Raw genomic sequence first — 26,991 nt, forward strand, 5'->3', positions numbered from 1 at the left:
GGGACCCAGACGTCTTAGCCCATGTCCCACCGCCCTACACGTGGTGGTACGGCCGGCCGCCGGCGATCTCCTGAGCGCGGTAGAGCTGTTCGGCCACGACCAGGCGGACGAGCTGGTGGGGGAAGACGAGCCGGGACAGTGACCAGACCGTGTTGGCGCGGGAATGCACGGAGCCGTCCACACCGTAGGCGCCGCCGATGACGAGGGTGACGCTCTGTCCGGCGTCGAACCGGCCCTGGAGGTGGCGGGACAGGCCGGGGGAGTCGAAGTTGGTGCCGCGTTCGTCGAGCAGCATCAGGTGATCGCGCTCGCCGACCTTGGCCAGGATGCGGGTCGATTCCTCCTCGCGGGCCGCGTCACCCTCGCGGGAGGAGTGGGGAAGCAGCTGCCACGTGACGTCGAAGGGCTTCTTGAGTCGTTTGACGTAGCGGTCGATGCCCTCGGACACCCAGGATTCGTGCTTCTTGCCGATGGCCAGGACCTTCACGCTCATGGGACCATCCTGTCAGGACACCGAACCGAGAGTGAGCAGATGCTATGACGGAACCCCGCCCGCCGTTCCCGCCCTTCACCGAGGAGACCGCCCGGCAGAAGGTCCAGGCCGCCGAGGACGCCTGGAACACCTGTGACCCGCACCGGGTCTCTCTGGCCTACACATCCGACTCCGCCTGGCGCAACCGGGACCGGTTCCTCACGGGCCGGCAGGAGATCGTCGAGTTCCTCACGGCGAAATGGGAGCGCGAACAGGAGTACGCGCTGCGCAAGAATCTGTGGAGTTACTCCGGGAACAGGATCGCGGTCCGGTTCCAGTACGAATCCCGTGACCGCGACGGCCAGTGGTGGCGCAGCTACGGCAACGAGCTGTGGGAGTTCGATGAGAACGGGCTGATGTGCCGGCGGGAGGCCAGCATCAACGACCTGGCCATCGACGCCCTCGAGCGCCGGATCCGGGGGCCTCGGACGGAATCGGAGCGGGGCTTGGAGCTCCCCCTCCAGTAGCGTTCCCGGCTCTCGCTCGCACCCTGGGGGAACGCCTCAACCCCCTCAACCTCCTCAGTGGGGCGCGCCGGGGTCCCGAGCGCCGATGGAGGAGAACTCACCGGGGTCCCCTCGCAGGGCCTGCAGCACGGTGCTGTGGAACCAGTCGAGGGCCGCGGTGTGCTGGCTGGTGGTCCGCTTCAGCAGGGAGATCTCGACTCCCGGCAGGTCGAAGGGCAAGTCCCGCAACACCACGGGCCAGGTATCCGCCCACCCCCGCGCGATCGACTCGGGAACCGTGGCAATCAGGTTGTCGTGGGCGGACAGCAACGGCGGCAACGAGGCGAAGTGGTGCACCGAGGCCGCGGGATGGATCGGTACTCCCAGCCGCCGGAGCGCCGCGTCGAGGGCTGGCCGGCCGGAATCACTGGCCACCACGGCATGATCGGCCCCGAGGTAGTCGGCCATCGTCAGGGCCGGGGCCGCCCTGTCCGCTGCCAGCGGGTGCTCCTGGCCCGTGAGCACGGCGTAGCGCTCCGTCTTCAACATCTGGTGCTCGAAGGACCCGGAGATCGGCAGGGACGTCACGGCCAGGTCCACCGTTCCCCGGGCCAGCCAGTCGGGAAGCAGATCGAGGTCCAGTGAGACCACATCGATGCCGATGTCCGGAGCAGCGGAACGGACGGCGGCGAACAGCGCTGGGAAATAGCCGATCTCGCCCAACTCGGACATGGCCACGGTGAAGCGGCGGTCCGAGGTCGCCGGGTCGAAGGAGTGGACCGCGTCCAGGGCCCGGTCGATGGTGATCAGGGCGTCGCGGAACGAGGGGTAGATCGACTGGGCCGCCGCGGTGGGCTCCATGGTCCGCCCCACCCGGTGGAACAGCGGATCATCCCACTGGCGTCGCATGCGCGTCAGGGCCTGGCTCACGGCGGGCTGGGTGACGTAGAGCCGAGTTGCGGCCGAGGTGAGGCTCCGCGATTCGTACACGGCCACAAAGGTCCGCAGGAGGTTCAGGTCCATGGCTCAGCGACTCAATCTGCGAGATCTATGGATAAGCAATTCTTATGCTTACTTCGCAGAACTATACGTAGGCTGACGGTGACATCGCCACCCGAGTACCGACGTCCACCGAGGAGTCCCTCATGTCCCAGCATCCCGAATCCCTGGCCGCGGCCATCGCCCGCGCCGGCTCGCCCGTCGAGTACCTGCGCCATGCCCCGTCGAAGCCCACCGTCTTCCCCGTGCAACCGGAGTTCACGAACTGGCGCTCGGAGCAGCAGTCCTGGCGCAACTCCGTGGCGCTGCTGGACCAGTCACACCACATGACCGACCTGTTCATCACCGGCCCGGATGCGCTGAGGCTGCTCTCCGACGTGGGAGTCAACAGCTTCGCGAAGTTCGCTCCGGACAAGGCCAAGCAGTTCATCGCCGTCAACCATGAGGGCTACCTGATCGGCGACGCCATCCTGTTCTACCTCGAGGAGGACTCCTTCGACTTGGTCGGCTGGCACATGGTCTTGGACTGGGTTCAGTACCACGGGGAGACCGGTGACTATGACGTCACCTTCGAGCGTGATGCCAGCTCAGCCGTGCGCCAGGGCGAGCCGAAGCAGTACCGATTCGAGGTCCAGGGCCCCCGTGCCCTCGAACTCATGGAGAAGGCCACGGGTGCCGCCGTCCCGGAGACCCGGTTCTTCGGCATGGCCACCTTCGAGATCGACGGCCTCCAGGTCCGCTCCCTGCGCCACGGCATGGCGGGACAGCCGGGCTTCGAGCTCTTCGGTCCGTGGGCCGACGGTGAGCGGGTCCGGGCCGCCTTGGTGGACGCCGGGGAAGGGCTGGACCTGGTGCAGGTCGGCTCGAAGGCCTACTCCTCCTCCAACCTGGAATCCGCCTGGGTCCCCTCTCCGTTTCCGGCGATCTTCAGCGGCGAGGGCACCGAGGCCTACCGCGAGTGGTTGCCGGCCAGCCGGGCCGGTTCCCTGGCGGGCAGCTTCGACTCCGCGGCGGTGGAGGACTACTACCTGACGCCGTACGACCTGGGTTACGGACGGAGCGTGTCCTTCGACCACGAGTTCATCGGCAAGGCTGCCCTGGAGCGACACGCGGCCGAGCAGAAGCGCCAGAAGGTCACCCTGGTCTGGAAGCCGGAGGACGTCGCCGCCGCGATCAAGACGCAGTTCGAGCCGGGGGTCCCGGCGAAGTACATCGACGTGCCCAAGGCGCGTTACGGCCAGTACCAGGTGGACCGGGTCCTGGTGGACGGCCGGGACGTCGGGATCTCGCACGACGCCGGCTACCTCACCAATGAGCACGCGTTCGTCTCGCTGGCGAGCCTCGACCTTGACGTGGCCACTCCCGGCACCGAGGTCACCGTGGTGTGGGGCGAGACGACGCCCTCGGCCAAGCCCTCGGTGGAGGACCACCGCCAGGTGCGGATCCGGGCCATCGTGGAGCCGGCCCCGTACTCCGCCTTCGCCCGGGAGAACTACCGCAAGAACTAGCGGACTTCGGCCTCCACGAGGGCGTGTTCGGCGGCGACCCAGCCGAGCATCGCGCACTTCACCCGGGCCACGTAGCGGGACACCCCGCCGAGGGCCACGGCGTCGCCGAGCAGTTCCTCGTCCGGGGCGATCTTGCCGCGGGACTGCATGGCAGTACGGAAGGCATCGATGCGGGTGCGCAGGTCCTCCACCGTCAGCCCCTCGGCGAGCTCGGTCAGCAGCGAGGCCGAGGCCTGCGAGATCGCGCAGCCGTGGCCCTCCCAGCGGACCCGCTCGACCAGCCGGTCGGCACCCTCGCCGCTCAGGTGCACCTCGAGGGTGATCTCATCGCCACAGGTCGGGTTGAGCTGGTGCGACTGCCCGGCCGCACCGCCCAGCAGGCCGACACCGTAGGGGTTCTTCGAGTAGTCGAGGATGACCTGCTGATACAGGTTCTGCAGTTCGGACGAGCTCACGCCTTCACTCCAAAGAAGTTCGCGGTGGCGGCCACTCCGTCCAGGAAGCGGTCCACCTCCTCGGTGGTGTTGTAGAGGTAGGTGCTGGCACGGGTGGAGGCCGTGATCCCGAGGCGCCGGTGCAGGGGCTGGGCGCAATGGTGGCCCACGCGGATGGCGATGCCCTGATCGTCCAGGAACTGGCCGACGTCGTGGGCATGCACCCCGGCGAGGTCGAAGCTGGCCGCGCCCACGCGCGGTCCGGGAGCGGACCCGCCCAGTACCGTCACGCCGGGGATCTCGGCGAGCCCGGCCAGCAGGCGCGCGCCGAGTTCGTCCTCGTGGGCGGCGATGCGGTCCATGCCGATGCCCTTCAGGTACTCCACGGCGGCGGCCAGGGCGATGGCCTGCGAGACCTTCTGGGTGCCGGCCTCGAAGCGCTGCGGGGGCGGCAGGTACTCCGCGGCGTCCATGGTGACCGTGGTGATCATGGAGCCGCCGGTGAGGAACGGGGGCATGGCGGCCAGCAGCTCGCGGCGGCCGTAGAGGGCGCCGATGCCCGTGGGGGCGAGCATCTTGTGGCCGGAGAACGCGGCGAAGTCCACATCGAGTGCCTTCAGGTCCACGGGCAGGTGCGGGACGGACTGGCAGGCGTCCAGCACCACGAACGCTCCGACGGCGCGCGCCCGGGCCACGAGTTCCTCGACCGGATTGATGAGCCCCAGGACGTTCGAGACGTGGGTGAAAGCCAGCAGGCGGGTGCGTGGGGTGATGACCTCGTCCACAGCCTCCATCCGCAGGGCGCCGTCGTCGCCCACCGGGATGTAGCGCAGCGAGGCGCCGGTGCGGAAGGCAAGCTCCTGCCAGGGGATGAGGTTGGCGTGGTGCTCCATCTCCGTCACCACGATCTCGTCCCCGGCGCCCAGCCGGAACCGCTCGGCCCCGGCGCCGCCGCGGCCCGCGCTGGCATTGGAGAACGCATAGGCCACCAGGTTCAGGGCCTCGGTGGCGTTGGAGGTCCAGACGATCTCGTCCTCCTCCGCGCCCACGAATCCGGCGACCGTGGCCCGGGCGTCCTCGAACAGGAGGGTGGCCTCCGCGGCCAGCGTGTGGGCGCCGCGGTGGACGGCGGCGTTGAGGTTCTCGTAGTAGTGCCGCTCGGCATCCAGCACGGCTCGCGGCTTCTGTGACGTGGCGCCGGAGTCCAGGTAGGCCAGCGGATGGCCGTTCACCTCGGTGGCCAGCAGCGGGAAGTCCTCACGCCAGAGATTGATCTCGGCCGCCGTGGGGGCGTGGGTCGTCTCGGAGGTTCCGGTCATCTGCGCTGCCTTTCGACGGGGTCGTCTGCCGTGTGCACCACTGGCATAGCACCGGGGGGCCTTGATTTGTTCCTCGTGTTCCGCCTCGGGCTGACATGCGAGAAGGCCTCCACCTCCCGGGGATCCCGGGCCGTGGAGGCCTTCTCAACTGGCGGTGACGGTGGGATTTGAACCCACGGTAGGGGTGAACCTACACAACATTTCGAGTGTTGCACCTTCGGCCGCTCGGACACGTCACCAGACCGCACCACTGTACCGGAGGGGGCCAGCCCGGCCCAAACCACTCGGTTAGCGCGCACGGCTCAGGAGCGGTGCTCCCGGAAGAAGTCGGTCAGGAGCCCGGCGCACTCCTCCTCGCGGAGGCCGGCGTGGACTTCCACCCAGTGGTTCAGCCGGGGTTCGCGCACCACATCGAATACGGATCCACACGCTCCCGCCTTGGGGTCCCAGGCACCGAACACCAGGCGCGGGACGCGCGCCAGCACCAGGGCCCCGGCGCACATGGCACACGGTTCCAACGTGACCACCAGCGTGCAGTCGGCCAATCGCCAGCCGTCGCCATCGCCTGCTTCACGACGCGCGGACGCGGCCTCGCGCAGCGCGAGCACCTCGGCGTGGGCGGTGGGATCCCCGGTCGCCTCGCGCTCGTTGCGTCCGGTCCCCAGGATGCTCCCGTCCGGGCCCACGACGACGGCGCCGATCGGCACGTCGGAGGTCTCCAGTGCGGCACGGGCCTGGTCCAGGGCAGCACCCATCCACTCGTGGTGCGAGGTCTTCATGGGCCGACCCTAGCCTTCCCGTGGTCTTCCCGTGCTGGATCCGCTGCCTGACGGCCGATGACGGAACCCGTGCGCCCGGTAGGGTTGTGCCCATGCGCGTACAGCTCGTGGAACATCCGCTCGTCAGCCACAAATTGACCGTTCTCCGCAAGAAGGAGACACCGTCGATGATCTTCCGGCAGCTCACTGAGGAGCTCGTCATGCTGCTGGCCTATGAGGCCACCCGGGACGTGAAGGTCCAGCCCGTGGAGATCGAGACGCCGGTGGCGAGGATGACCGGCGTCGCGCTGGCCAAGCCGACCCCGCTGGTGGTGCCCATCCTGAGGGCCGGGCTGGGCATGCTCGAGGGCATGGTGCGGATGGCGCCCTCGGCCGAGGTCGGGTTCCTGGGCATGGCCCGCAACGAGGAGACCCTGGACATCGTCACCTACGCGGAACGGCTGCCGGCGGACCTGACAAACCGCCACGTCTTCCTGTTGGACCCCATGCTGGCCACCGGGGGCACCCTGGTGGAGGCGGTGAGGTTCATGTACGCCCGCAACGCGCAGCGCGTGACCTGTATCTGCCTGCTGGGCGCTCCGGAGGGGATCTCCCGATTGGAGCGCGAGCTGGCGGACGTGGAGGTGGACATCTACCTGGCCGCGATCGACGAGCGGCTGGACGAGCAGTCCTACATCGTCCCCGGACTGGGCGATGCCGGAGACCGCCTCTACGGCCTGGCGGAGTAGTTCGAGGCGGCCAACGGCGCAGTAACAAAAGTGCGGACCCGGGAGGTTCGCAGTAAGTTGCCCCAAAGTGCCGAAATGGGTCTTTCACAACCGGGAATCGGTGTGACCTTGCTCACGAACCGGCGCTTTCGTCTCACATAGTGAGACCCTCGTCCCATTGTTACTTGCAAGGAACGAATGTGACGACCGAGTGTTGTCACATGAACTTCCGCGACTCGGCGGTCCCCTCGGGGGCGACGATTGTTCGGCGATGGTGCCGGCGGTCTGGCCGGGCCGGCTCCTGTCCGGAGTGTCTGCAGCGGGGAACGGCCGTGATCCGGCCTGACTCGCAGCCCGCACGCCGAACAGGACACTGACGCAAGGATTCATCGACATGACAACCAGCCCCCAGGGATACGTCCACATCTCGGTCCGCAACGCCCAGCGCCGTGCGGCACGGGTCCGCAGTTACCGTGAGCACGGCGGTACCTATGGGACGCCGGCCAGCCGGCAGCTCCACTCGGTCGAGAATGTCGTGGAGCCTGCCGGGGAAGCCGAGCAGCAGGCGCCCCAGACGGCGCCGATGCCGGTCCTGGCCCCCAATGGGATCCCCGGCCCTCAGGCTGTGGCCACTGAGACCGAGGCCCGTGGCTTCGTGATCTACGTGGGCATGGACGAATCGGCAGCCTCGGCCGCCGGGACCTCGCTGACCCGGCTGGCCAACGAGCTGCGCCACTATGTCGAATCCCTGGTGCCGGGCTCCCAGTCCGCCGCGGCCGTGGCGATCGCCCCGGCAGGCGCTCCCGGCTCCGACCTCGAGGTCGTCCGCCAGGTCCTCGGGGATCCGACCATTCAGCAGGGCATCCGCCCGGACCTGCTCCAGGCCCCGGCCCCGGTCTCGACCCGCCAGCCGGGCGTCCTGATCGATCTCGCCCGCCGGGAGGTCCAGCTGGACGGTGAGGGCCTGAACCTCACCTACAAGGAGTTCGAGCTGCTGAACTACCTCGTGGAGAACGGTGGCCGCACCGTGGGCCGGGACGAGTTGCTCGAGTCCCTGTGGAGGAACTCGGACGAGGTGCCGAACGAGCGCACCATCGATGTCCACATCCGCCGGCTGCGCTCCAAGCTGGGCCGGCTCTCCGGCACCGTCCGGACCGTGCGCGGGCAGGGCTACCGCTTCTACGAGCACCCCGAAGTGGTCGTCTGGGCGGCACCCGAATACAGCATCTGAGCCGTGGCGGGCACGTAGGCTGGCCGTATGCCAGCCGACGCCGCGACACCAGACCGTATCGACACCTCCGGTGACAAGACGCTGATCCTCCTGCGCCATGCCAAGTCGGACTGGCCGGACGGCGTGAACGATCACGACCGCCCCCTGGGCGGCCGCGGCAATCGCGAGGCGCCCGCCGCAGGGCAGTGGCTGGTGGAGCAGGGCCTGTACCCGGATATGATCCTGTGCTCTGATGCCGTGCGCACCCGCCAGACCTGCACCTGGGTCTGCAGCGAGCTGGGGGAGAAGGCACCGACCCCTTACTTGGATTCCCGTCTCTATGAGGCGGATGCCACCCGTGCCCTGGCCGTGATCAATGAGACCGAGGAGCGGGTGCGGACCCTGATGGTCATCGGGCACATGCCGTGGGTGCAGGACCTGGGCATGCGGATCGCCTCCGTGGACTCGGACGAGGAGGCCGTGGTCTCCATGGCGGAGCGCTATCCCACGTTGGGCCTGCAGGTCTTCAAGGTCCCGGGGGACTGGGCGTCACTGGACGGGCGCGACGCGCGGATGACCCACTTCGTGGTGCCCCGCCCCTGACCTGGAAGCCGGGGCGCGCAACAAAAAACCCGGATCCGCAGTGGATCCGGGTTGAGCTGGTCTGACAGGTCCAGCGGATATGGTGCGCCCTAAGGGATTCGAACCCCTGACCTTCTGTTCCGTAGACAGACGCTCTATCCAGCTGAGCTAAGGGCGCATCGACCGCGATCGGCCTTGAAAGACTATACCGGCCCCGTGGCCGTTCACCAAATCTTGGTTTCCGGTCGGTGCCGAGTGTGCGCACCGGGCGCGCCGCCGTCGTCCGCCGGGCCGGAGTGCGTGGATGTCAGGTGGCGTCACCGAAACGTCTGCGAAATCTCCGTGGGTAGAATGAGTCGTGGAGACGGTGTACGCACAATGGAGTGCCGGCCGCTGACGGCCGCATTCCCCTGTGCCCAACCGGAATGCACCCGCAACCCAATGGAGGACCCCCATGGCCAAAAACTCCTCACTCGCGTTCGCAGATCGCGCTGTGGCGGAAGCGCCGACCAGTTACGGCAAGCTTCTCGACTGGGTGAAGGAGGTTGCCGAGCTCACGGAGCCCGACTCCGTGTATTGGGTGGACGGCTCCCAGGAGGAGTACGACCGCCTGGCCGGCGAACTGGTCGAGGCGGGCACCTTCGTCAAGCTCTCCGAGGACAAGTTCCCGAACTCCTACGCCGCCTTCTCCGACCCTGCCGATGTGGCACGCGTCGAGGACCGGACGTTCATCTGCTCCGAGAAGGAGGAGGACGCCGGCTTCACCAACAACTGGATGGACCCCTCCGAGATGAAGGGCATCCTCAAGGACACCTTCGCCGGGTCCATGCACGGCCGCACGATGTACGTGATCCCCTTCGTGATGGGCCACCTCGAGGCCGATGACCCGAAGTTCGGCGTCGAGATCACGGACTCCGCCTACGTCGTGAACTCCATGCGCATCATGGCCCGCATCGGGACGGACGTGCTGCAGAAGATGGAGGAGACCGAGGCGTTCTTCGTCCCGGCCCTGCACTCAGTCGGCGCCCCGCTCGAAGAGGGCGATGCCGATGTGGCGTGGCCCTGCAACGAGACCAAGTGGATCGTGCACTTCCCCGAGGAGCGCTCCATCTGGTCCTACGGCTCCGGCTACGGCGGCAATGCCCTGCTGGGCAAGAAGTGCTACGCGCTGCGCATCGCCTCGGTCATGGCCCGGGACGAGGGCTGGCTGGCCGAGCACATGCTGATCCTCAAGCTGACCAACCCGGAGGGCAAGTCCTACACGATCTCCGGCGCGTTCCCCTCCGCCTGCGGCAAGACCAACCTCGCGCTGATCGAGCCGACCATCCACGGCTGGAAGGCGGAGACCCTGGGTGATGACATCACCTGGATCCGCCCCGGCAAGGATGGCGAGTTCCGGGTGGTCAACCCGGAGGCCGGCTACTTCGGTGTGGCACCCGGCACCGGCTGGTCCACCAACCCGAACGCCATGAAGGCCATCGCCCAGGGCAACTCGATCTTCACCAACGTGGCCCTCACCGATGACGGCGGCGTGTGGTGGGAGGGTATGACGGACGAGGTCCCGGCCCACCTGACCGACTGGCAAGGCAATGACTGGACTCCCGAGTCCGGTACTCCCGCCGCCCATCCGAACTCACGGTTCTGCACCCCGATCGACCAGACGGAGATGCTGGCCGACGAGTACCACGAGCCCAACGGGGTCAAGCTGGACGCCATCCTCTTCGGTGGCCGCCGAAAGACCACCATCCCGCTGGTGACCGAGTCCTTCGACTGGGAGGACGGCATCTTCAAGGGCGCCACCCTCTCCTCCGAGACCACGGCCGCCGCCGTCGGCGCCGTGGGCGTGGTCCGTCGCGACCCGATGGCCATGCTTCCGTTCATCGGCTACGACGCGGGCGACTACCTGGAGCACTGGGTCAAGGTCTCCGGCGAGGTGGACCAGGCCAAGCTGCCGAAGATCTACCTGGTCAACTGGTTCCGCCGCAACCGGGACGGCGGCTTCGCCTGGCCCGGCTTCGGGGAGAACTCCCGCGTGCTGAAGTGGGTCGTGGGACGCCTCGAGGGCACGGCTGACGCCGCCGAGACCCCGGTCGGCTATGTGCCCACCGCGGACGCTCTGGACCTCTCCGGCCTGGACCTGTCCGCCGCCGACCTCGAGGACGCCCTCCGGGTGGACACCGAGGAATGGAAGGACGAGGTCGCCTCCATCGAGGAATGGTTCGCCCGCTTCGGTGCCTCCCTGCCGGCCTCGATCGCCGGCCAGCTGGACGGGTTGCGCCAGCGCGTCAACGGCTGACCACGCTGATTCCGCTGGCCACGCCGCCGCCCGGTACCGATTCGGTGCCGGGCGGCGGCGTTTAACCGAGCCGGACCACGCCGGTCGCCTCCTCCACAGGGCACGACGACGGCGCCCTCCTCCACCGTTCGGCGCACCGGGCGCTGGGGTGTCCGTCCCGGCTGGAATACTGGCCGCATGGCGCACAATGACAACGACGGTGACTTCCCTGGCGAGACCTCGACGGCGCGGGAGGCTCTGCGGGCTGAGGCCCGTGAGGTCCTGTGCCGGCTGGTGGGCCGCGAGGACGCCGACTTCCACCCCGGCCAGTTCGAGGCGATCGAGGCCCTGGTGGCGGATCGGCGCCGGGCCCTGGTGGTCCAGCGCACCGGCTGGGGCAAGTCCGCGGTGTACTTTGTGGCCTCCCTGCTGCTGCGTGCACGGGGTGCGGGTCCCACGCTGATCGTCTCCCCACTGCTGGCGCTGATGCGGGACCAGGTCTCGGCTGCGGCCCGCGCCGGGGTGCGCGCCGAGGCCATCAACTCCGCGAACGCCACCGAATGGGACCAGATCCGGGAGCGGCTCGCGGCAGACGCGGTGGACGTGCTGCTGGTGTCCCCCGAGCGGCTCAACAACCCGCAGTTCCGGGACGTGCAATTGCCGGACCTCATCCGCCGGACCGGGATGCTGGTGGTGGACGAGGCACACTGCATCTCGGACTGGGGCCATGATTTCCGTCCCGACTACCGGCGGATCCGTGACCTCATCGCCCAACTGCCCGGTGCTGGGGACCGCCGTGTGCCGGTGCTGGCCACCACGGCCACGGCCAATGAGCGGGTGGTCCAGGACGTCGCCGAACAATTGGGCGTGGCCGGCGCAGACGGTTCCGGGGAGGTCTTCGTCCTGCGCGGCCCGCTGGCCCGTTCCTCCCTACGGCTCGGGGTGCTGCGCATGCCGAGCCCGGCCAGCCGGCTCGCCTGGCTGCTGACCCACCTGGACTCGCTGCCCGGCTCGGGGATCGTCTACTCGCTCACCGTCTCGGCCGCCGAGGACACCGCGCGCGCCCTGCGGGACGCCGGCCATGAGGTGGTGTCCTACACCGGGCGAACCGATCCGGAACAGCGGGCTGAACTGGAGCAGGCCCTGAAGGACAACCGGGTCAAGGCCCTGGTCGCCACCTCGGCCCTGGGCATGGGCTTCGACAAGCCTGACCTGGGCTTCGTGGTCCACCTCGGCGCACCCAGCTCCCCGGTGGCCTACTACCAGCAGGTTGGCCGCGCCGGCCGTGCCACGGAACACGCCGATGTGCTGCTGCTGCCCGGCACCGAGGACCGCGAGATCTGGCGCTACTTCGCCACCACGTCCATGCCGGACGAGCACCGGGCCCGGGCCGTACTGGGAGAGCTGGAGGCCGCCGGGAAACCGCTGTCCGTCCCCGCCCTGGAGACCCGGGTGGACCTGAAGCGCACCCCCCTGGAACTGCTGCTCAAGGTTCTGGCCGTGGACGGGGCCGTGGAACGCACCCAGGGCGGCTGGCAGCGGACCGCGCAGCCGTGGACGTATGACGGCGAACGCTACGGCCGGGTGGCCCAGGCCCGGCTGGCCGAGGAGAAGCTCATGCTGGACTACGAGAACACGTCCGGATGCCGCATGGAGTTCCTCTCGCACGTCCTGGATGACCCGGATGCGGCACCCTGCGGCCGGTGTGACAACTGCGCCGGCCCGTGGTTCCCCACGGGCATCGACGAGACGGCCAAGGGCAGTGCCTCGAAGGCGTTGGGCCGGGTGGGGGTGCCCATCGAACCGCGCCGGAGCTGGCCCAGCGGTATGGACCGGCTGGGGGTGCCGCTGAAGGGCCGCATCCCGGAGGAGTCCCAGGTGGCCGAGGGGCGCGCCGTGGCCCGGCTGACGGACCTGGGCTGGGGAGGACGGCTGCGCACCCTGTTCACGGTCACGGAGGGGGGTGTCCAGGATGCCCCCGTGGAGCAGGACCTGTTGCAGGGTGCCGTCCAGGTCCTGGCGTCCTGGGAATGGGCAGAACGGCCCATCGCGGTGGTCTCGGTGCCGTCCCGCTCGCGCCCCCAGCTGGTGGGTTCCTTCGCGGAGGGCATCGCCCGGATCGGCCGCCTGCCGTACCTGGGCTCCCTCGAGCTCGTGGACGGAGGGCCCCGGGGGGAGTCAGGGGGCAACAGTGCCTTCCGGCTGGCCTCGGTCTGGCGGATGTTCTCCGTCCCGGAGGAACTGGCCTCCCAGTTGGCCTCGGCCAGGGAGGCCGGGCAGCACGGCCCGGTGCTCCTCATCGACGATCGCACGGACAGCCGCTGGACGTTGACCGAGGCCGGCCGCGTGCTGCGCGAGGCTGGGGCCAGTGGGGTGCTGCCCTTTGTCTTGGCCCTGAATGGGTAGACAATCCAGCGGGGGAGATAACGTGGTCCCATGGACCTCAACACCTTGTTGAATGTGGCCCTCGTGGTGCTCTTCGTACTCATCGGCGGTGTGTTCGCCGGCACGGAGATGGCCATCGTCAACCTGCGGCAATCCCAGATCCAGTCGATCGAGGACAGGGGACCGCGGGGCGCCAAGACAGCGGCCCTGGTCCGTGACCCCAACCTGTTCCTCTCTGCCGTGCAGATCGGCGTCACCGTCGCCGGCTTCTTCTCCTCGGCCTACGGGGCCTCGACGATCGCACCCGACCTCGCGCCAGTCCTGGCCGGTTGGGGGCTGGGGGAGCAGACCGCCAGCACGGCGGCACTCATTGGCATGACGCTGGTCATCGCCTACCTCTCCCTCGTCTTCGGCGAGCTGGTCCCGAAACGTCTGGCCATGCAGAACGCCGTCAGGTTCACGAAGGTCCTCGCCCCGCCGTTGGGCGCCTTCGCCATCTTGATGCGCCCGTTCATCTGGTTGCTCTCGGTCTCCACCAACCTGGTGGTCCGCCTGCTCGGCGGCGATCCGAAGGCCCACCAGGAGGCGGTCTCCGCCGAGGAGATCCGATCGATGGTGTCCACGTCGGAAGCCCTCGAGGACACGGACCGGCACGTGCTGCAGTCCGTGTTCGACGCCGCTGACCGCACGGTGGTGGAGGTGATGCGGCCTCGGCCCGAGGTGAACTTCCTGGCCGGGGACACCAGCGTGGCCGAGGCCATGCGGCAGCTGACGGACCTGCCCAACTCGCGCTATCCCATCACCGGGGAGGACTCGGATGACATCCTCGGCTTCATCCACATCCGCGACCTGTTGCGGGTGCCGGACCCGTCAACGACGTTGGCCGGGATCGCCCGGGAGATCACCGTGCTGCCCGGCACGGTGGACGTGTTGCACGCCCTGAGCCGCATGAGGTCCAGCGGCAACCAGATCGCCTTGGTCATCGACGAATACGGTGGCACCGACGGGATCGTCACGCTGGAGGACCTGCTGGAGGAACTCGTCGGGGACATCTACGACGAGTTCGATGACAGCCTGGCCGCGGAGGACACCGCCCTGGAGCGGGGAGAGGATGCCGAGGTGGACGGCGGGCTCATCCTGCAGGAACTGGCCCAGCAGACCGGCGTCGAACTGCCGGACGACGGCTCCTACGAGACCGTCGGCGGCTTCGTCATGGCCCGGCTGGGGCGCGTCCCCGAGGCGGGGGACCGGGTGGAGGCCGAAGGAGCCGGCCTGGAGGTCCTGGACATGGACGGCCACCGGGTCGGACGCGTCCAGATCACCCGCACCTCGGACCCCGAACGCGTGGAGGGCAGAGAGTAGTCCTGATCTCCGCCCGCACAGCGGATCAGGCGTTCAGGCGTTCTGGCGGACGAGGGTGAGGACGGTGTCGCGGATGCTGGCCATGGTGCCGGCCTCGTGGGCCTCGCCGTTGTAGCGCAGGAACGGCTCGGTGTTGGACGGGCGCAGGTTGAACCACCAGGTGCCGTCCACCGCGGTCACGGTGGTGCCGTCCATGCGGTCCACGAGCACCCCGGTCCCGGCCAGGTCCTCGGCGTCGACGGCCGCGGACACCGAGTCCTCGCCGGCTGCGGTGGCGTCGGCGGCCAGTGACGGGGCGAAGGCCTGGAGCACGCGCGCCACAGCGCCGGCCTTGTCCTCGACCTCGGAGTTGATCTCCCCGGAGGCGGTGTACGGATCGTACTCGGCGGCCAGCTCGGACAGCGGCAACTCCTGGGTGCCCAGGGCAGCCAGCACGTGCATGGCTGCGAGCATGCCGGTGTCCGCGTTGTAGAAGTCGCGGAAGTAGTAGTGCGCGGAGTGCTCCCCGCCGAACACGGCCCCCTCAGCGGCCATGACGGCCTTGATGAAGGAATGGCCCACCCGGGTCTTCACGGGGCGGCCCCCCTGGGCTGCGACGAGTTCGGGCACGGCATGGGAGGTGATGAGGTTGTGGATGATCACCGGCTCGGGCTCGGGGGCCTGCACGGCCCCGTTGACGGTGTCCCCGGCCTGGGCCCGGGCGATCTCGCGGCGGGCCACCAATCCGGTCACGGCGGAGGGCGAGACCGCGGCCCCCTTCTCGTCGATCACGAAGCAGCGGTCGGCGTCGCCGTCGAAGGCCAGGCCGATGTCCGCTCCGTGGGCCAGGACGGCCCGCTGCAGATCACGCAGGTTCTCCGGTTCCAGCGGGTTCGCCGGATGATTGGGGAAGGTGCCGTCCAGCTCGAAGTACAGCGGCTCGATCCGCAGCGGCAGTCCCTCCAGCACGGTGTCGCCGAGGACGGCCGGAGTGGTCTTGCCGGCCATCCCGTTGCCGGCGTCCACCACAACCTTCAACGGGCGGATCCCGGACAGGTCCACCAGGGAGCGCAGGTAGGAGGCATACGCGGTGAGCATGTCCTGCTCCGTCACGGCACCGGCGGCCTCCACCGCCGGGATCTCACCGGCATCGAGGTAGCGCTGGGCCACATCACGGATCTCGTACAGCCCGGTGTCCGAGGACACCGGGACCGCGCCGGCCTTCGCCATCTTCATGCCGTTGTAGGCGGCAGGATTGTGCGAGGCGGTGAAGACCACCCCGGCGGCCTGCTCCACGCCACAGGCGTAGTACAGCATGTCCGTGGAGATCAGCCCGAGCATCACCACGTCCGCCCCGCGGGAGGTGGCCCCCTCGGCGAAGGCCCGGGCGAACTCGGGCGAGGACGGGCGCATGTCCCCGCCGATCAGCACCCGGGAGCCAGCCAGGCCCAGCACGTCCACGAAGGCCGCGCCCACGGCCCTGACGGATCCCTCAGTGATCGATTCCCCGACGATGCCGCGCACATCGTAGGCCTTGAAGGACTGGCTCAGATCCACAGAAGTCGTCATGGGAGACAATCCTAGGCCAGCTCGCGCGGCCCCGCCGCCCTGGTCACGGCGCTAGAGTCGGGCCCGTGGAGACAGGCACGCCAGGACCGTGGTCCGGACATATCCCCGGGACCCCCGGTTACCGCCGCCTGCTGCTGGGACTGTTCCTGGCCGGCGTCGCGACCTTCGCCCAGCTGTACTCCCCGCAGGGCCTGCTCCCGCTGATCAGCGGGGACCTCGGCATCACCGCCTCCGATGCCGCTCTCATGGTCTCCTTGGCCACCCTGGGACTGGCCATCGGCGTGATCCCGTGGTCCTACGCCGGTGACCGTTTCGGCCGGAAGTGGGTCATGGGGTGGGCCATCATGGCGGCCTGTGCCTTCTCGCTGGTGGCCGTCGCGGTGCCGGACCTCGAGGCCATCCTGGTCTTCCGCCTCCTCGAGGGTTTCGCCTTGGGCGGCGTCCCGGCACTGGCCCTGGCCTACCTGAACGAGGAGGTCAGCGCCGCCTCCTCGGCGCTGGCGGCCGGGACGTACATCTCCGGGACGACCCTCGGCGGGCTGGCCGGGCGCCTCCTGGCCGCGCCCATCGGGGAGCTGACGGACTGGCGGCTCGGCATGCTTGCCGTCACCGTGCTGTCCGTGGCCTGCGCCATCGCCTTCCTGCTCCTGGCCCCAGCCGCCCGGGGCTTCACTCCGCACCGCACCACCTTCCGGCAGGCGGTCCGGGCGCTGGCGGGCAACCTGCGGTCCCCGGCCCTGCTGATCATCTACGCCCAGGGGTTCCTGCTGATGGGCGGATTCGTGGCGATGTACAACTACCTCGGATTCCACCTGGCCGGTGACCCGTTCAACCTGCCCATCGGGGTGGTGTCCCTGGTCTTCGTGGCCTACCTGGCCGGGACGTGGACCTCGCCCCTGGCGGGCCGACTGGCCGGGCGTCACGGGCGCCGGCCCGTGCTGCTGGTGTCCACGGCGGCCATGATCGCCGGGGTGCTGCTCACCCTGGTCCCCTCCCTGTGGGTGGTGCTGCCGGCCACGATCATCTTCACCGGCGGTTTCTTCGCCGCTCATGCGGTGGCATCCGGCTGGGCGGGGGCGGCCGCGGTGGCCGGCCGGGCGCAGTCGGTCTCGCTCTACAACTTCGGCTACTACGCGGGATCCAGCCTGTTCGGCTGGCTCGGCGGGGTGTTCCTGGCGGGTGCCGGCTGGCTCGGGACCGTGCTCATGACGGCAGCCCTCGCGGCGGTGGCGGCCATCCTGGGCTGGTTCATGCGCAGTAGATGAGAAGGCTCTCATTCCGGACTCATGCACCCCTCATGGGGTGTTGGTTCCATGGTTTCTGAGGCCGGCGGAACACCCCGAACGGTCACTGAAACACAGCGAGAGGCCACGCCATGACCATCGAAATGACTCAACCAGGCAGCGCACTGACCATCGTTGACACCGCCGGCGCCACCTACCAGCGCGCCGAGTTGCCCACCCGCATCCAGGACGCCTACACCACCCGGTTCGTGGGCGCGGCCCTGGAGGCAGACCGCTCCGCCTTCCACCTGGCCACCGGCCCCACCGTCACCCCTCAGGCCGGCGACGTCGTCGTGGCCCGTGTGAGCGAGATCCTCAGCCACAAGCGCGTCGAGACCCCGGAGTCCCGCAAAGCCATCCTGTTCCCCGGCGCGATCGTCCTGCTGGCTTACGGCCACCGCTACGCCGCGGACCAGTTCCTGGCTCACGTGCCGGACTCCCTGGAACCCTGCCACCTGGTCGCTGCCGGCGGCGTGGCCGGCACGGTCACCGAGCAGCACGCCGACATGGACGATCCGACGAGGATCGAGCCGTTGGGCCTGCTCGCAGACGCGTCCGGTGTCGTCAACCTCTCCCGCTTCGCCCCGTACTCGTTGAACCCGGTCCCGGCCCTCGGGGCTCCAACGGAGGAGCTGGACGCCGCCCTGCCGGGCCGCCCGACCGTGATCGCGGTGCTCGGCACCTCGATGAACTCCGGCAAGTCCACCGCCATGGCCACCCTCGTCAACGGGCTGACCAACGCCGGCCTGAAGGTCTCCGCCGGCAAGTCCACCGGCACCGGTGCCGGCAACGACCCGATGATCTACGTGGACGGAGGCGCCGCCAAGGTCCTGGACTTCACCGACTTCGGGTATCCCACGACCTTCAAGCTCGACTTCGAGCAGGTCCGCTCGCTGACGGTGAATCTGGTGGATGCCCTGGCGGAGCCCGATACGGACGTGGTGATCGTCGAGATCGCCGACGGCGTGTACCAGGGCGAGACCGCCCGGTTGCTGCGCGATCCCCTCTTCCAGTCCGTGGTGGACCGCGTGGTCTTCGCCGCCGGTGACGCCCTCGGCGCCGTGGGCGGCGTCCGCGAACTGCAGGACGCGGGCCTGGACGTGGCCGCGGTCTCGGGGGTGCTGACCTCCTCCCCGCTGGCCACCGTCGAGGCCAACGAGGTCCTGGCCTGCCTGGGGGTTCCCGTCATCGACACCTACGAACTCACGAACGCAGCCGTCTCGACCGCACTGCTGCCCCAGGCCGGGAGGACCTCCTGAACCCGGATCGCTCCCAGCGCCGGTTCCGGCTGTCGGCTGACGCCACCGCCGAGACCCTGGCCGACGGCCCCCTGGAGAACCCCGCTGAGGAGCCCACCGTCAGCGCTGTCGGTGCCACGGACCAGGAGGACGAGGGCACGGCAGAGGCCACCGGCCGGGGGGAGCGGATGCCGACCGTCTGGGCGGGACGACGGCGCTATCTCCTGGTGATCCTGTTCCTGCTCGGCATCTTCCAGGCGATCATGGCCCTGGTCATGTCCTTCACGGTGGACTCCCTGCTGGGGATGCCCGCCCAGGTCAATGCCGCACTCAATGCCGGGACGGCCCCGGACGGATCCGCCCTGGACCCGGCTGCCGTGGCGGAGGCGGGAACCTACGTGCCGTGGCTGCAGCTGTCCGTCCTGGCTCTCACGGTGGTGTCCATCTTCGGCGCACGCTGGGGAGAGAGGGTGGTGGGGGAGGACCTCGGCCAGGACTACGTCTACGAACTGCGCCGCAAGCTGATCGGCACCACGCTGGCCGGTTCCGGCAACCCGTCCCTGGGTGTGACCATCACCCGTGCCTCCAATGATCTGACCTCCGTGCGCAACTGGGTCTCCCAGGGCATGGTGCCCCTGTTGACCTCGCTGCCGCTGATCGTGGTGGTGCTCGGCGTGCTGGCCATCTCCAACTGGCAGGTCGGCCTGGCCGTCGGCATTCCGATTGTGCTGCTCGGGCTGGCCGTTCCGCCCCTGGCCAAGGCGACCTTCACCCGAGCGAGGTACCTGCGCCGGCGTCGTGGCCGGATGTCCGCCCGCATCGCGGACACCGTCCGCGCCGGGGAATCCATCCAGGCCGCGGGCGGCATCAACCGCGAGCTCAACGCCCTGGACCGAGACTCGGGCAAGGTGGTCAACGCCGCCGTGTCCCGGGCCCGGATCACGGGACTGGTCCGTGCCTCCGCCATCACGGCGGCCTCCCTGGCCACCGCCGCCGTGGTGGTGCTCGGCACCCTCGGCATGATCGACACCGCCGGGGTGGCCTCCGCCATGACCCTGGTGGGTGTGATGTCCACCCCGCTGGGGGACCTGGGCCGCGTGGTCGAGTACCGGCAGAACTACAAGGCCGCCCGCCGCATCCAGGCACCGTTGCTCGCCCAGGCCGAGGTGCTCCGGAAGGCCGAGAAAAACCGTGAGGAGAATTGGAAGGAGGTGGCGGGGGAGCGTTCGGACACCGGCCGCAACGGGCTGCGGATCCGCCGCCTGGTGGTCCAGGGCCAACGCGTCCCCCTGCTCCAGGCCGGTGCCGGTGAGGTCATCCAGATCACCTCCCGTGACCCGGGGCGGATCCAGCCGTTCCTGGTGAACCTCCTGGCCGGCCAGAACACGGCCGCGGAGCCGGGCGGTGAGGTGCCCGGTCTCGAGATGGTCGTGGACGGCTACGACTACACCCGGGCGCCTGGCCGCCAGCGGCGCAAGCTGCTCGGCCACGCCTCCGTTCGCGTGCCGCTCGAGCGGGGCACCGTGTCCCGTGCCATCACCTACCGGAATCCCCAGGCCACGGACGAGCAGACTCGGGAGGCCATCGCCCGGGTGGGCCTGGACCGCGTCCTGGAGGCGTTCCCCCGTGGTGAGGACACGCGGCTCAAGAACGGGGGCCAGCCGCTGACGGGCTCGCAGGTGGCCCGGCTCAAGCTGGGGCGCGCCCTGCTGGACAACCCGCCGCTACTGGTGCTGGACGGCATCGACGCAGACCTGGACGGGGACGGCCTGCGCCTGTTGCGGGCCGAGCTGGAGGCCTATCCGGGCGTGGTCCTGTTCACCTCGCAGAACCCCGGAAGGATGGCCCCGGGACACCGGGTCTGGACCGTCGACGCACCCTGAGGGTCTCGCCCTAGACTGGGACCATGGAGTACCTCGTTCCGGTGTTGATCCTGGTGGTCGTGGCCGTCCTCGTCGGTGGCGGCGCCTGGGTGCTGTCGCGCCGTTCCGCCTCCGGTTCCACCCCTGCCGGTACCTCCTCCGGGAAGTCAGGCCACCGCCCGCGGCGGGGATCACTGGCCGGCCGCATCAGCTCAGAGAACGCCAAGGTCGCCTCGAACCGGATGGACCAGGCCGCGCACCGCGAGGTCTATCGGCTGATCGCCGCCGGCCGCACCGCCGAGGCCGTCACCGCCTACCGCCGCTCCACCGGCCTCGGCACCTTCGAGGCCATGATGGACATCCAAGCCCTCGCCACTTACCCGCAGATGTGGACCAAGCCGACGGCCGAGGGCACGGGGGCCGAGAGCACGACGCCGGCCGCGCCGCCCGCCGCTGTCGATCCCGCTGAGGACTCTGGCACCCGGGTGCCCCCGGCGGACATCGCTGACGCCACCGACCTCGTGGTCCCGGAGGACTGGCTGGAGGAGAGCCTGCCGGCCGACCGGCCCTTCGAACTCCAGGTGGTGCGGGACGAGACCACCGTCCGCGTGTCCTCGGACGACTTGCCGCCGCACCTGCGGGATCAGCTGACGGCCCTGGTCCGTGACGGCCGGGTGGAGGACGCCGCCCTGGAACTCTCCGCACACACGGTGCTCACCGCCGAGGAGGCCCTGCAGTTCCTGCACATCCTCCAGCGCGAGCAGGGCCAGGACGACTGACGACTCCACCCGCCATGGCGTTAATCACTTGACAACGCCAGCGGCGCCTGACCCGTGATGGGTCAGGCGCCGCTGGCGTGTGAGGGTGGCGTATGGGGGTGGGTCAGCCGCGGCGGGCATCCCGGCCGGTGGTGGTGTCGTCACCGTCGACCTCGACGCCTTCGCGCTGCACGGTCCCGCTGACCCGTTCGGTGTCCCGGACGGTGTTCTTGTCCACGGTCACCTTCTCAGCGGTCGCGGTCTTGTCCACCACGGGGACCTCCTCGTGGGTGGTCACCACCACGTCCTCGTCCCCGGCATCGCGCAGGGCCTCGGGAGAGGCGGGATCGATCGGCTCACGCTCGACGACGACTTCTTCCCGGCTCACCGGCACCTCCACGGTCTCCGTGTCCGTGTAGGTGTGCTTGCGCAACCGGACGTGGCCGGATTCGCGGCGCTCCGTGCCCACGTTGAGGTGCTCGTCGCGGGCAACCACGGTTTCGCGGTCATGTCCGGCAGCACCCGGTACGTGGCCGTCAGTATTGACGTCGCGGTCCAAGCCGGCGGCCGTGCGGTCCGCCCCGCCACGCTGGGTGCCGAGGCCCCCCACGCCGGCGGCAGCGGTGCCGCTGGCGGCGGCGAGTCCGGCGTCGTGCTCTGCATTGCGGTCGGTACCGGCACCGCCGGTGCCCTGGTAATCCATGGAGTAGTACTCGTAGAGGCGGCGCTCCTCCTCGGGAGTGAGCGAGCCGTCAGCGTCGATGTTCGGTGCGTTCTTGACGAACGTCTTGTCGAAGGGGACCTGGAGCCCGTCCTGCGTCCGGGTGGCCTCGGAGACGGGGATGAACGTCTCCTTCATCCCGAACAACCCGGTCTTCACCGTCACGAACGTGGGCTGGTTGTTCTGATCGTCGAGGTAGACCTGGCCGATCGTTCCGATCTTGTCACCGTCATTGCCGAAGACGGTCGCGTCCTGAAGTTGGTCGACTGATGTGAAGTCCTGCATGTTGTGCGCTCCTTCGTCATGGGGTGACCGGCGAGCGGTTGGCCCAGCCGGCATCACGTTTTCGACCCTAGACCCTGAGGTATCTGAACGACAGCCGAGACGTCCGTCTTCAGCGCATTCAGAGCGGACCATCAGGCGGCGCCCACAAAAAAAGTCCTGAGTCGCGACACCGTCAGCAAACGGTGTCGCGACTCAGGACAACTGCGGAGACGGGGGGATTTGAACCCCCGGTCCGACTTTCGCCGGACCCTTCATTAGCAGTGAAGTCCATTCGGCCGCTCTGGCACGTCTCCACTGTCGCCATCCTTCAGATGGTAACCCTGACATGGTAGCCGCCGAGGGGCCCGGAGTTCAAAGCGAGTCGTCCGCGACGCTCCTCCACAGGAACTCCAGGGACCGCGCGTGCAGAGCCGCGGCCTGACGGTTGTCCGAGGCGCCGGCGTGGCCGCCCTCGAGATCCTCGTGGAACCAGACGTTCGGCACGCCCAGCCGCATCATCCGGGCCGCCATCTTGCGGGCCTGGACCGGGCCGACCCTGTCGTCTGAGGTGGCCGTCCACACCAGGAGGTCCGGGTAGCCCGTGCCTGGGCCCTCGGCGTCACGTCCGGCCTCGGCGCCGGGAACAGGCCGCTCGAGCAGCAAGTGGTAGGGCGAGAAGGTGCGGAGATACTCCCACTGCTCGGGATCCTCCGGGTCACCGTACTCGGCGATCCAGCTGTGGCCGGCGGAGAGCACCGTGTACCGGCGCATGTCCAGCAGGGGTACGCCGCAGCTCAGAGCCCCGAACAGTTCGGGGTAGGTGGTGGCCATGTTGCCCATGAGCAGGCCGCCGTTGGAGCGGCCGGTGGCAGCCAGGTGGGACCGGTCCGTCACACCGCGCCGGATGAGGTCGCGCGCCACGGCGGCGAAATCCTCGTAGGCGCGGTGCCGGTTCTCCTGCAGAGCCGCCCGGTGCCAGTCGGGCCCGTACTCGCCGCCACCGCGGATATTGGCGATCACGTGGATGCCCCGCCGGCCGGCGGAGTTCCGGCGGCTCAGCCAGCCGCGGCCGTACACGCCGGAGTAGCCGGGCAGCTTGGAGGCGAGGAACCCGCCGTAGCCGTCCATCACCACGGGGTTGGCCCCGTCGTTCTCGAGGTCCTCGGGACCGATCTGGAAGTACGGGACCCGGGTGCCGTCGTCGGACACGGCGAAGTGCTGGCGCACGGCCAGCCCGCTGGCGTCAAACTGCTCCGGCCCGGTGCGCACGGTCACCAGATCGGGAACGACGCCGTCCAACCGGCTGCTCTCCTCCAGTTCCGCCGGGAGCGTGGCCCGCAACAGGGTGGGCGGGGTGAGAGCGCCGGTGGCGGTGATCCACAGGTCGTTGCCGCAGTCCGGATCCTCGTCATCCACGGCGCTGACCCCCAGGGTCAGGAAGGGGTCTGCGGGATTCGGGTGCGCCAGCCGGATCCGGCGGGTGGCCCCCAGCGCCGGTGGTCGTCCGGCCGTGGACTGCGGGGTCCCGCGGGGATCGTGGGCCGCCAGCGCGGTCTGGGGCAGGGCATACAGGGTGGAGGCCACGTCCTGCAGCACGGTCAGCACCAGGTGGGCGGCGGTCCACGTCCACGCGGAGAGAGTCCGGTCCGGGGCGGGCAGGAACGCCGCCCGTGGCTCTTCGGAGCCGTCCAGGAAGCCGTCCACCGTGCAGACGAGCAGGGAGCCGGCCGGGTGTACGGCGGTCGGCAGCTCCCACTCGGACTTCAGGAAGACTGTCAACCACTGCCGGTGCACGTCCACCTCGGCATCCAGGGGCACCTCCAGCAACCGCCAGCCGGGGCGCTCGCCGGGACTGTCTATCGACTCGGGCTCCCGCAACCACGTGGTGGAGCGGTAGAAGTCCACGGCATCGATCGCGACCGTCCGCTCCCAGCCCGGTGTGGAGTCGTGCCCTCCGAACGCGGCCACGTGCGCGGCATCCACCTCGAACACGGTGGGTGCCTCGGTCAGCGTCTGCCCGCGCTGCAGGACCCGCAGGGTCCGGGCGTAGGAGGACCGGGTGGCGTCGCCGTCGGCCGGATCCGGGTCCGTCACCGTGCCGACCAGCAGCCGGTCACGGTCGATCCACGAGGCCTGGGTCTTGGCCACCGGCAGGTCGAAGCCCTCGGGTGCCGGCACGAAGGCCCGGGTGGCGAGGTCGAACTCACGCACGGCCACGGCGTCACCGCCATCAGGGGAGAGCCGCAACAGGGCGCGGTCCCAGTCGGGGCGCAGCAGCCGGGCTCCGGCGAACACCCAATCGGTGCCCTCCTGGGCGGCCAGGGCGTCCACGTCCAGGAGGACCTCCCACTGGGGGTCTCCGGCCAGGTACGGCTCCCAGCGGGTCCGGCGCCACAGCCCGCGCGGGTGCTCGCCGTCCCGCCAGAAGTTGTAGTACCAGTCGCCGCGCTTGGTGACGTGGGGGATCCGGTCCGGGGAATCGAGGATGGCGGTGAGGTCCCGCTGCAGCGCATCGAAACCATCGGAGGCCAGCAGTGCCTCCGTGCGGGCATCCTGCTCCCGGACCCAGTCCAGGGGGCGCTCGCCGTGGATGTCCTCGAGCCAGAGGAACTCGTCCTCGGCCTCCGTGGCGAGGCCGGTGGATGTGACGGTGGGAACGGAGTGTGGGTTCTGCTGCATGCCACCATCGAAGCACACGTCCCCGCACCGGCCGTAGGCTGATGACCACGAACACGCCGCACCGCGAGAGGACCCCCGCCATGACCCCAGCCGTCCCCGGAGACCGGTTCACGATCGCCGTGGTGGGAGCCGGGCCGCGGGGGACCTCGTTCCTGGAGCGGTTGCTGGCGGTGGTGGAGGAGGCTGGAGAGTCGGCGCCGGTGCAACCGGTGGACATCGTGGTGCTGGACCCGGAGGAACCGGGACCGGGCCACGTGTGGCAGACCGGCCAGTCAGAGCTGTTCCTGATGAACACCCCGTCCTTCTTCCCGACCGTGGCGGCCGCCGGCACCCCCGGCCTGCGGCCCTCGTCGGCGGCCTTGACCTTCGACCAGTGGCGGATGGCCCACCCGGACCGGGCCCAGGTCCTTGACCGCACCGACTACCCGCCGCGGGCGGTCTACGGCCGCTATCTCGCCGAGATGTACCGCGAGGTGACGGACGCACTGGCCGCGTCGGCCGCCGTCGGGACCCTGGAATGGCGCCAGGCCGAGGTGGTGCACCTGGAGCCGGCGCGGACGGTGACCCCGGTGCACGGGGCCCACGGCGCCGCGCCCCGGAAGGCGATCCTCACCCTGGGTGACGGGGGCACGCTGGCCGCGGACGCCGTCGTGCTGGCCGTGGGGCACGTCCCCGCCCGCCTGACGAGCGAGCAGCACCGCCTGGCCGCCGCGGCGGCCGAGCTGGGACTGGAATACCGCGGGCCGTCCATCCCCTGTGACCTCGATTGGGACGCGGTGCCCGCCGGAGCCGACGTGCTGGTGCGCGGGATGGGGTTGAACTTCTTCGACGCGCTCGCCCAGCTGACCCTGGGCCGGGGCGGCTGCTTCGTGGACACCGGCCAGGGCCCGGGCCGGGCGCTGCGCTACGAACCCTCCGGCGCCGAGCCCGTGCTGCACCCGGCCTCGCGGCGGGGCGTCTGCTATCTGCCGAAGGCCGAGCTGGATTCGTTCGTCCCCCATGCGGTGGCCCTGAAGTACCTGGTGCCGGAGGTGGTGGAGGCGCTGCAGGCCGAGCACGGTCCGCTCGACTTCATGATGCACCTGTGGCCGCTGATCCACCGTGACGTGGTGCGCGCGTACTACAACGCCCTGGTGCACAACCGGCCGGAGATCCTCGGCGGCTCGGGTCCGGCCACCGAGTTCCTGGCCGCCCTGGTCGGGCTCCTGGAGTCTGCCGGGCGCGGCGAACCGGTCACGGCGCACCAGGCACAGGAGCTGCTCCACGCATATGCCCCGGGCATGCCGTTCCTGGACATCCGGACCCTGGCCCGCCCCTTCGAGGGCCGGGTGTACGACTCGGGCGAGGACTACCAGCGGGAGGTCGCCGGTTTCCTGGAGGGGATCAGCGCCGAGGCCGCTGCCGGCGAGGACTCCCCGCTCATGGTGGCCATCGGGACCCTGCATGCCGCGCGGCTGCTGGTGAAACAGCTGGTGGCGGAGCAGCGGCTCACCGATGCCTCCCGGCGGCGGGACGTCTCCGGCTGGTTCGAGACGCTCGTGGAGGGCCTGGCGTCCGGTCCGCCGCTGACGCGCGTGGAACAACTGCTCGCCGTGGCCCGAGCGGGCCTGGTCCGGTTCGTGGGCCCGGATCCGCAGTTCGAGCCCGACGCCGGCCGGTCCCGGTTCACGGTGTCCTCCCCGCAGGTGGGTGGTGCGGACGAGGCCCAGGACGTGCACCGGGGGACCTGGATGATGGAGGCGATGATGCCACCGAACCGCGTGCTGCTCTCCACCTCAAACCTGGTGTCCTCGCTCCTCGCCGACGGCACCGCGGTGCCGTACACCGTGGAGGACGAGGAGGGTGACCCGGTGCCGGGCCGCGGCTTCGACGTGACCGGGCGTCCCCACCGGTTGAAGGGGGCCGGGGGAACGGTCCAGGAGGGGGTGTTCGTCCTGGGGCTCCAGCTGGCCTCCGTCCAGTGGGGCACGGCGATCGCCGCGGAGGCTGGCCGCGATCCGGACGGTCGGGCCCGCACCTTGGGCGATGCCGACGCTGCGGCTCGGGCGGTCTGGAAACGAAGTCTGGAAATCGATGAGTGAACTCAGATCAGGATTCCGC

Annotated in this window: 21 protein-coding genes and 3 tRNA genes; 13 read left to right on the plus strand and 11 right to left on the minus strand. The window is 69.6% G+C overall.

What is annotated here, in order from left to right; translation table 11 throughout:
- Positions 1-34: 34 nt before the first annotated feature.
- Complete coding sequence (locus BOSE125_RS01140) at positions 35-493, minus strand: 23S rRNA (pseudouridine(1915)-N(3))-methyltransferase RlmH (RefSeq protein WP_159548887.1); 459 nt, start codon at positions 491-493, stop codon at positions 35-37.
- Between the two features lie 44 nt (positions 494-537).
- On the opposite strand from BOSE125_RS01140, the gene BOSE125_RS01145 reads away from it, so the two are divergent.
- Complete coding sequence (locus BOSE125_RS01145) at positions 538-999, plus strand: nuclear transport factor 2 family protein (protein ID WP_159548889.1); 462 nt, start codon at positions 538-540, stop codon at positions 997-999.
- Positions 1,000-1,053: 54 nt separating this feature from the next.
- Here BOSE125_RS01145 and BOSE125_RS01150 read toward each other — a convergent pair whose 3' ends face one another.
- Positions 1,054-2,001 carry a LysR family transcriptional regulator gene (locus BOSE125_RS01150; RefSeq protein ID WP_159548891.1) on the minus strand — a complete coding sequence of 316 codons (948 nt, stop codon included), beginning with the start codon at positions 1,999-2,001 and terminating at the stop codon, positions 1,054-1,056.
- Between the two features lie 122 nt (positions 2,002-2,123).
- Between BOSE125_RS01150 and BOSE125_RS01155 the strand changes: the two genes are divergently transcribed.
- Positions 2,124-3,485 carry an aminomethyl transferase family protein gene (locus BOSE125_RS01155; protein ID WP_159548893.1) on the plus strand — a complete coding sequence of 454 codons (1,362 nt, stop codon included), beginning with the start codon at positions 2,124-2,126 and terminating at the stop codon, positions 3,483-3,485.
- On the opposite strand, the gene sufU is transcribed toward BOSE125_RS01155, so the two are convergent.
- From sufU to tadA, 4 genes are all read right to left on the minus strand, one after another.
- Positions 3,482-3,940 (minus strand): Fe-S cluster assembly sulfur transfer protein SufU, encoded by a 459-nt coding sequence (sufU, locus tag BOSE125_RS01160; protein ID WP_159548895.1) that lies wholly within the window; start codon positions 3,938-3,940, stop codon positions 3,482-3,484. The two genes, BOSE125_RS01155 and sufU, sit on opposite strands and share 4 nt — an antisense overlap.
- Positions 3,937-5,238 (minus strand): aminotransferase class V-fold PLP-dependent enzyme, encoded by a 1,302-nt coding sequence (locus BOSE125_RS01165; RefSeq protein WP_159548897.1) that lies wholly within the window; start codon positions 5,236-5,238, stop codon positions 3,937-3,939. Before BOSE125_RS01165 ends, sufU begins: the two co-directional genes overlap by 4 nt.
- A gap of 149 nt (positions 5,239-5,387) precedes the next feature.
- Positions 5,388-5,477 (minus strand) — tRNA-Ser (locus BOSE125_RS01170).
- Positions 5,478-5,540: 63 nt separating this feature from the next.
- Complete coding sequence (tadA, locus tag BOSE125_RS01175; RefSeq protein WP_159548899.1) at positions 5,541-6,017, minus strand: tRNA adenosine(34) deaminase TadA; 477 nt, start codon at positions 6,015-6,017, stop codon at positions 5,541-5,543.
- A 92-nt stretch (positions 6,018-6,109) separates the two neighbouring features.
- On the opposite strand from tadA, the gene upp reads away from it, so the two are divergent.
- The 3 genes from upp to BOSE125_RS01190 all read left to right on the plus strand — a co-directional run bounded on the left by upp (position 6,110) and on the right by BOSE125_RS01190 (position 8,537).
- Positions 6,110-6,745, plus strand: coding sequence for a uracil phosphoribosyltransferase (gene upp / locus BOSE125_RS01180; RefSeq protein WP_159548901.1), 636 nt, complete (start codon positions 6,110-6,112; stop codon positions 6,743-6,745).
- A gap of 373 nt (positions 6,746-7,118) precedes the next feature.
- Positions 7,119-7,955, plus strand: a complete 837-nt coding sequence (locus BOSE125_RS01185) for a winged helix-turn-helix domain-containing protein (protein ID WP_159548903.1) — start codon at positions 7,119-7,121, stop codon at positions 7,953-7,955.
- 27 nt (positions 7,956-7,982) lie between these two features.
- Positions 7,983-8,537, plus strand: a complete 555-nt coding sequence (locus BOSE125_RS01190) for a histidine phosphatase family protein (protein ID WP_159548906.1) — start codon at positions 7,983-7,985, stop codon at positions 8,535-8,537.
- A gap of 80 nt (positions 8,538-8,617) precedes the next feature.
- On the opposite strand, the gene BOSE125_RS01195 is transcribed toward BOSE125_RS01190, so the two are convergent.
- Positions 8,618-8,694 (minus strand) — tRNA-Arg (locus tag BOSE125_RS01195).
- Positions 8,695-8,970: 276 nt separating this feature from the next.
- Between BOSE125_RS01195 and BOSE125_RS01200 the strand changes: the two genes are divergently transcribed.
- The 3 genes from BOSE125_RS01200 (at position 8,971) to BOSE125_RS01210 (ending at position 14,538) form a co-directional block, all read left to right on the plus strand.
- On the plus strand, positions 8,971-10,812 hold the full coding sequence (locus BOSE125_RS01200; protein ID WP_159548909.1) for a phosphoenolpyruvate carboxykinase (GTP): 1,842 nt from the start codon (positions 8,971-8,973) through the stop codon (positions 10,810-10,812).
- Positions 10,813-10,989: 177 nt separating this feature from the next.
- Positions 10,990-13,197 carry an ATP-dependent DNA helicase RecQ gene (locus BOSE125_RS01205; RefSeq protein ID WP_159548912.1) on the plus strand — a complete coding sequence of 736 codons (2,208 nt, stop codon included), beginning with the start codon at positions 10,990-10,992 and terminating at the stop codon, positions 13,195-13,197.
- 30 nt (positions 13,198-13,227) lie between these two features.
- The gene (locus BOSE125_RS01210; protein ID WP_159548915.1) at positions 13,228-14,538 is read left to right on the plus strand and encodes a hemolysin family protein; all 1,311 of its coding nucleotides are present in this window, start codon (positions 13,228-13,230) and stop codon (positions 14,536-14,538) included.
- Between the two features lie 33 nt (positions 14,539-14,571).
- On the opposite strand, the gene manB is transcribed toward BOSE125_RS01210, so the two are convergent.
- Complete coding sequence (gene manB / locus BOSE125_RS01215; RefSeq protein WP_201301108.1) at positions 14,572-16,086, minus strand: phosphomannomutase/phosphoglucomutase; 1,515 nt, start codon at positions 16,084-16,086, stop codon at positions 14,572-14,574.
- A 65-nt stretch (positions 16,087-16,151) separates the two neighbouring features.
- Between manB and BOSE125_RS01220 the strand changes: the two genes are divergently transcribed.
- The 4 genes from BOSE125_RS01220 (at position 16,152) to BOSE125_RS01235 (ending at position 21,248) form a co-directional block, all read left to right on the plus strand.
- Positions 16,152-17,351, plus strand: a complete 1,200-nt coding sequence (locus BOSE125_RS01220; RefSeq protein WP_236557753.1) for an MFS transporter — start codon at positions 16,152-16,154, stop codon at positions 17,349-17,351.
- Positions 17,352-17,461: 110 nt separating this feature from the next.
- The gene (locus BOSE125_RS01225) at positions 17,462-18,628 is read left to right on the plus strand and encodes a DUF1611 domain-containing protein (protein ID WP_159548921.1); all 1,167 of its coding nucleotides are present in this window, start codon (positions 17,462-17,464) and stop codon (positions 18,626-18,628) included.
- 167 nt (positions 18,629-18,795) lie between these two features.
- Positions 18,796-20,490, plus strand: a complete 1,695-nt coding sequence (locus tag BOSE125_RS01230) for an ABC transporter ATP-binding protein (protein ID WP_159548923.1) — start codon at positions 18,796-18,798, stop codon at positions 20,488-20,490.
- A 23-nt stretch (positions 20,491-20,513) separates the two neighbouring features.
- Entirely contained in the window at positions 20,514-21,248 is a 735-nt protein-coding gene (locus BOSE125_RS01235; RefSeq protein ID WP_159548926.1) for a hypothetical protein, read from the plus strand.
- 103 nt (positions 21,249-21,351) lie between these two features.
- Here the strand turns inward: BOSE125_RS01235 and BOSE125_RS01240 are convergent, their stop codons facing one another.
- The 3 genes from BOSE125_RS01240 to BOSE125_RS01250 form a co-directional block, all read right to left on the minus strand.
- Positions 21,352-22,233, minus strand: a complete 882-nt coding sequence (locus BOSE125_RS01240) for a DUF2382 domain-containing protein (protein ID WP_159548929.1) — start codon at positions 22,231-22,233, stop codon at positions 21,352-21,354.
- Between the two features lie 204 nt (positions 22,234-22,437).
- Positions 22,438-22,526: transfer RNA gene (locus tag BOSE125_RS01245), tRNA-Ser, on the minus strand.
- A gap of 58 nt (positions 22,527-22,584) precedes the next feature.
- A complete protein-coding gene (locus BOSE125_RS01250) occupies positions 22,585-24,891 on the minus strand; it encodes a prolyl oligopeptidase family protein (RefSeq protein ID WP_159548932.1) in 2,307 nt (768 codons plus the stop codon).
- A gap of 80 nt (positions 24,892-24,971) precedes the next feature.
- On the opposite strand from BOSE125_RS01250, the gene BOSE125_RS01255 reads away from it, so the two are divergent.
- The gene (locus BOSE125_RS01255; RefSeq protein ID WP_159548935.1) at positions 24,972-26,972 is read left to right on the plus strand and encodes an FAD/NAD(P)-binding domain-containing protein; all 2,001 of its coding nucleotides are present in this window, start codon (positions 24,972-24,974) and stop codon (positions 26,970-26,972) included.
- The last annotated feature ends 19 nt before the right edge of the window (positions 26,973-26,991 follow it).

Source organism: Citricoccus sp. K5, from assembly GCF_902506195.1.
Classification (GTDB): domain Bacteria; phylum Actinomycetota; class Actinomycetes; order Actinomycetales; family Micrococcaceae; genus Citricoccus.

Excerpts from the sequence above, each read along its gene's own strand:
- BOSE125_RS01140 (WP_159548887.1), bottom strand. The coding sequence starts at position 493 with ATGAGCGTGAAGGTCCTGGCCATCGGCAAGAAGCACGAATCCTGGGTG.
- BOSE125_RS01145 (WP_159548889.1), top strand. The coding sequence starts at position 538 with ATGACGGAACCCCGCCCGCCGTTCCCGCCCTTCACCGAGGAGACCGCC.
- BOSE125_RS01150 (WP_159548891.1), bottom strand. The coding sequence starts at position 2,001 with ATGGACCTGAACCTCCTGCGGACCTTTGTGGCCGTGTACGAATCGCGG.
- BOSE125_RS01155 (WP_159548893.1), top strand. The coding sequence starts at position 2,124 with ATGTCCCAGCATCCCGAATCCCTGGCCGCGGCCATCGCCCGCGCCGGC.
- BOSE125_RS01165 (WP_159548897.1), bottom strand. The coding sequence starts at position 5,238 with ATGACCGGAACCTCCGAGACGACCCACGCCCCCACGGCGGCCGAGATC.
- tadA (WP_159548899.1), bottom strand. The coding sequence starts at position 6,017 with ATGAAGACCTCGCACCACGAGTGGATGGGTGCTGCCCTGGACCAGGCC.
- upp (WP_159548901.1), top strand. The coding sequence starts at position 6,110 with ATGCGCGTACAGCTCGTGGAACATCCGCTCGTCAGCCACAAATTGACC.
- BOSE125_RS01185 (WP_159548903.1), top strand. The coding sequence starts at position 7,119 with ATGACAACCAGCCCCCAGGGATACGTCCACATCTCGGTCCGCAACGCC.
- BOSE125_RS01190 (WP_159548906.1), top strand. The coding sequence starts at position 7,983 with ATGCCAGCCGACGCCGCGACACCAGACCGTATCGACACCTCCGGTGAC.
- BOSE125_RS01200 (WP_159548909.1), top strand. The coding sequence starts at position 8,971 with ATGGCCAAAAACTCCTCACTCGCGTTCGCAGATCGCGCTGTGGCGGAA.
- BOSE125_RS01205 (WP_159548912.1), top strand. The coding sequence starts at position 10,990 with ATGGCGCACAATGACAACGACGGTGACTTCCCTGGCGAGACCTCGACG.
- BOSE125_RS01210 (WP_159548915.1), top strand. The coding sequence starts at position 13,228 with ATGGACCTCAACACCTTGTTGAATGTGGCCCTCGTGGTGCTCTTCGTA.
- manB (WP_201301108.1), bottom strand. The coding sequence starts at position 16,086 with ATGACGACTTCTGTGGATCTGAGCCAGTCCTTCAAGGCCTACGATGTG.
- BOSE125_RS01225 (WP_159548921.1), top strand. The coding sequence starts at position 17,462 with ATGACCATCGAAATGACTCAACCAGGCAGCGCACTGACCATCGTTGAC.
- BOSE125_RS01230 (WP_159548923.1), top strand. The coding sequence starts at position 18,796 with ATGCCGACCGTCTGGGCGGGACGACGGCGCTATCTCCTGGTGATCCTG.
- BOSE125_RS01235 (WP_159548926.1), top strand. The coding sequence starts at position 20,514 with ATGGAGTACCTCGTTCCGGTGTTGATCCTGGTGGTCGTGGCCGTCCTC.
- BOSE125_RS01240 (WP_159548929.1), bottom strand. The coding sequence starts at position 22,233 with ATGCAGGACTTCACATCAGTCGACCAACTTCAGGACGCGACCGTCTTC.
- BOSE125_RS01250 (WP_159548932.1), bottom strand. The coding sequence starts at position 24,891 with ATGCAGCAGAACCCACACTCCGTTCCCACCGTCACATCCACCGGCCTC.
- BOSE125_RS01255 (WP_159548935.1), top strand. The coding sequence starts at position 24,972 with ATGACCCCAGCCGTCCCCGGAGACCGGTTCACGATCGCCGTGGTGGGA.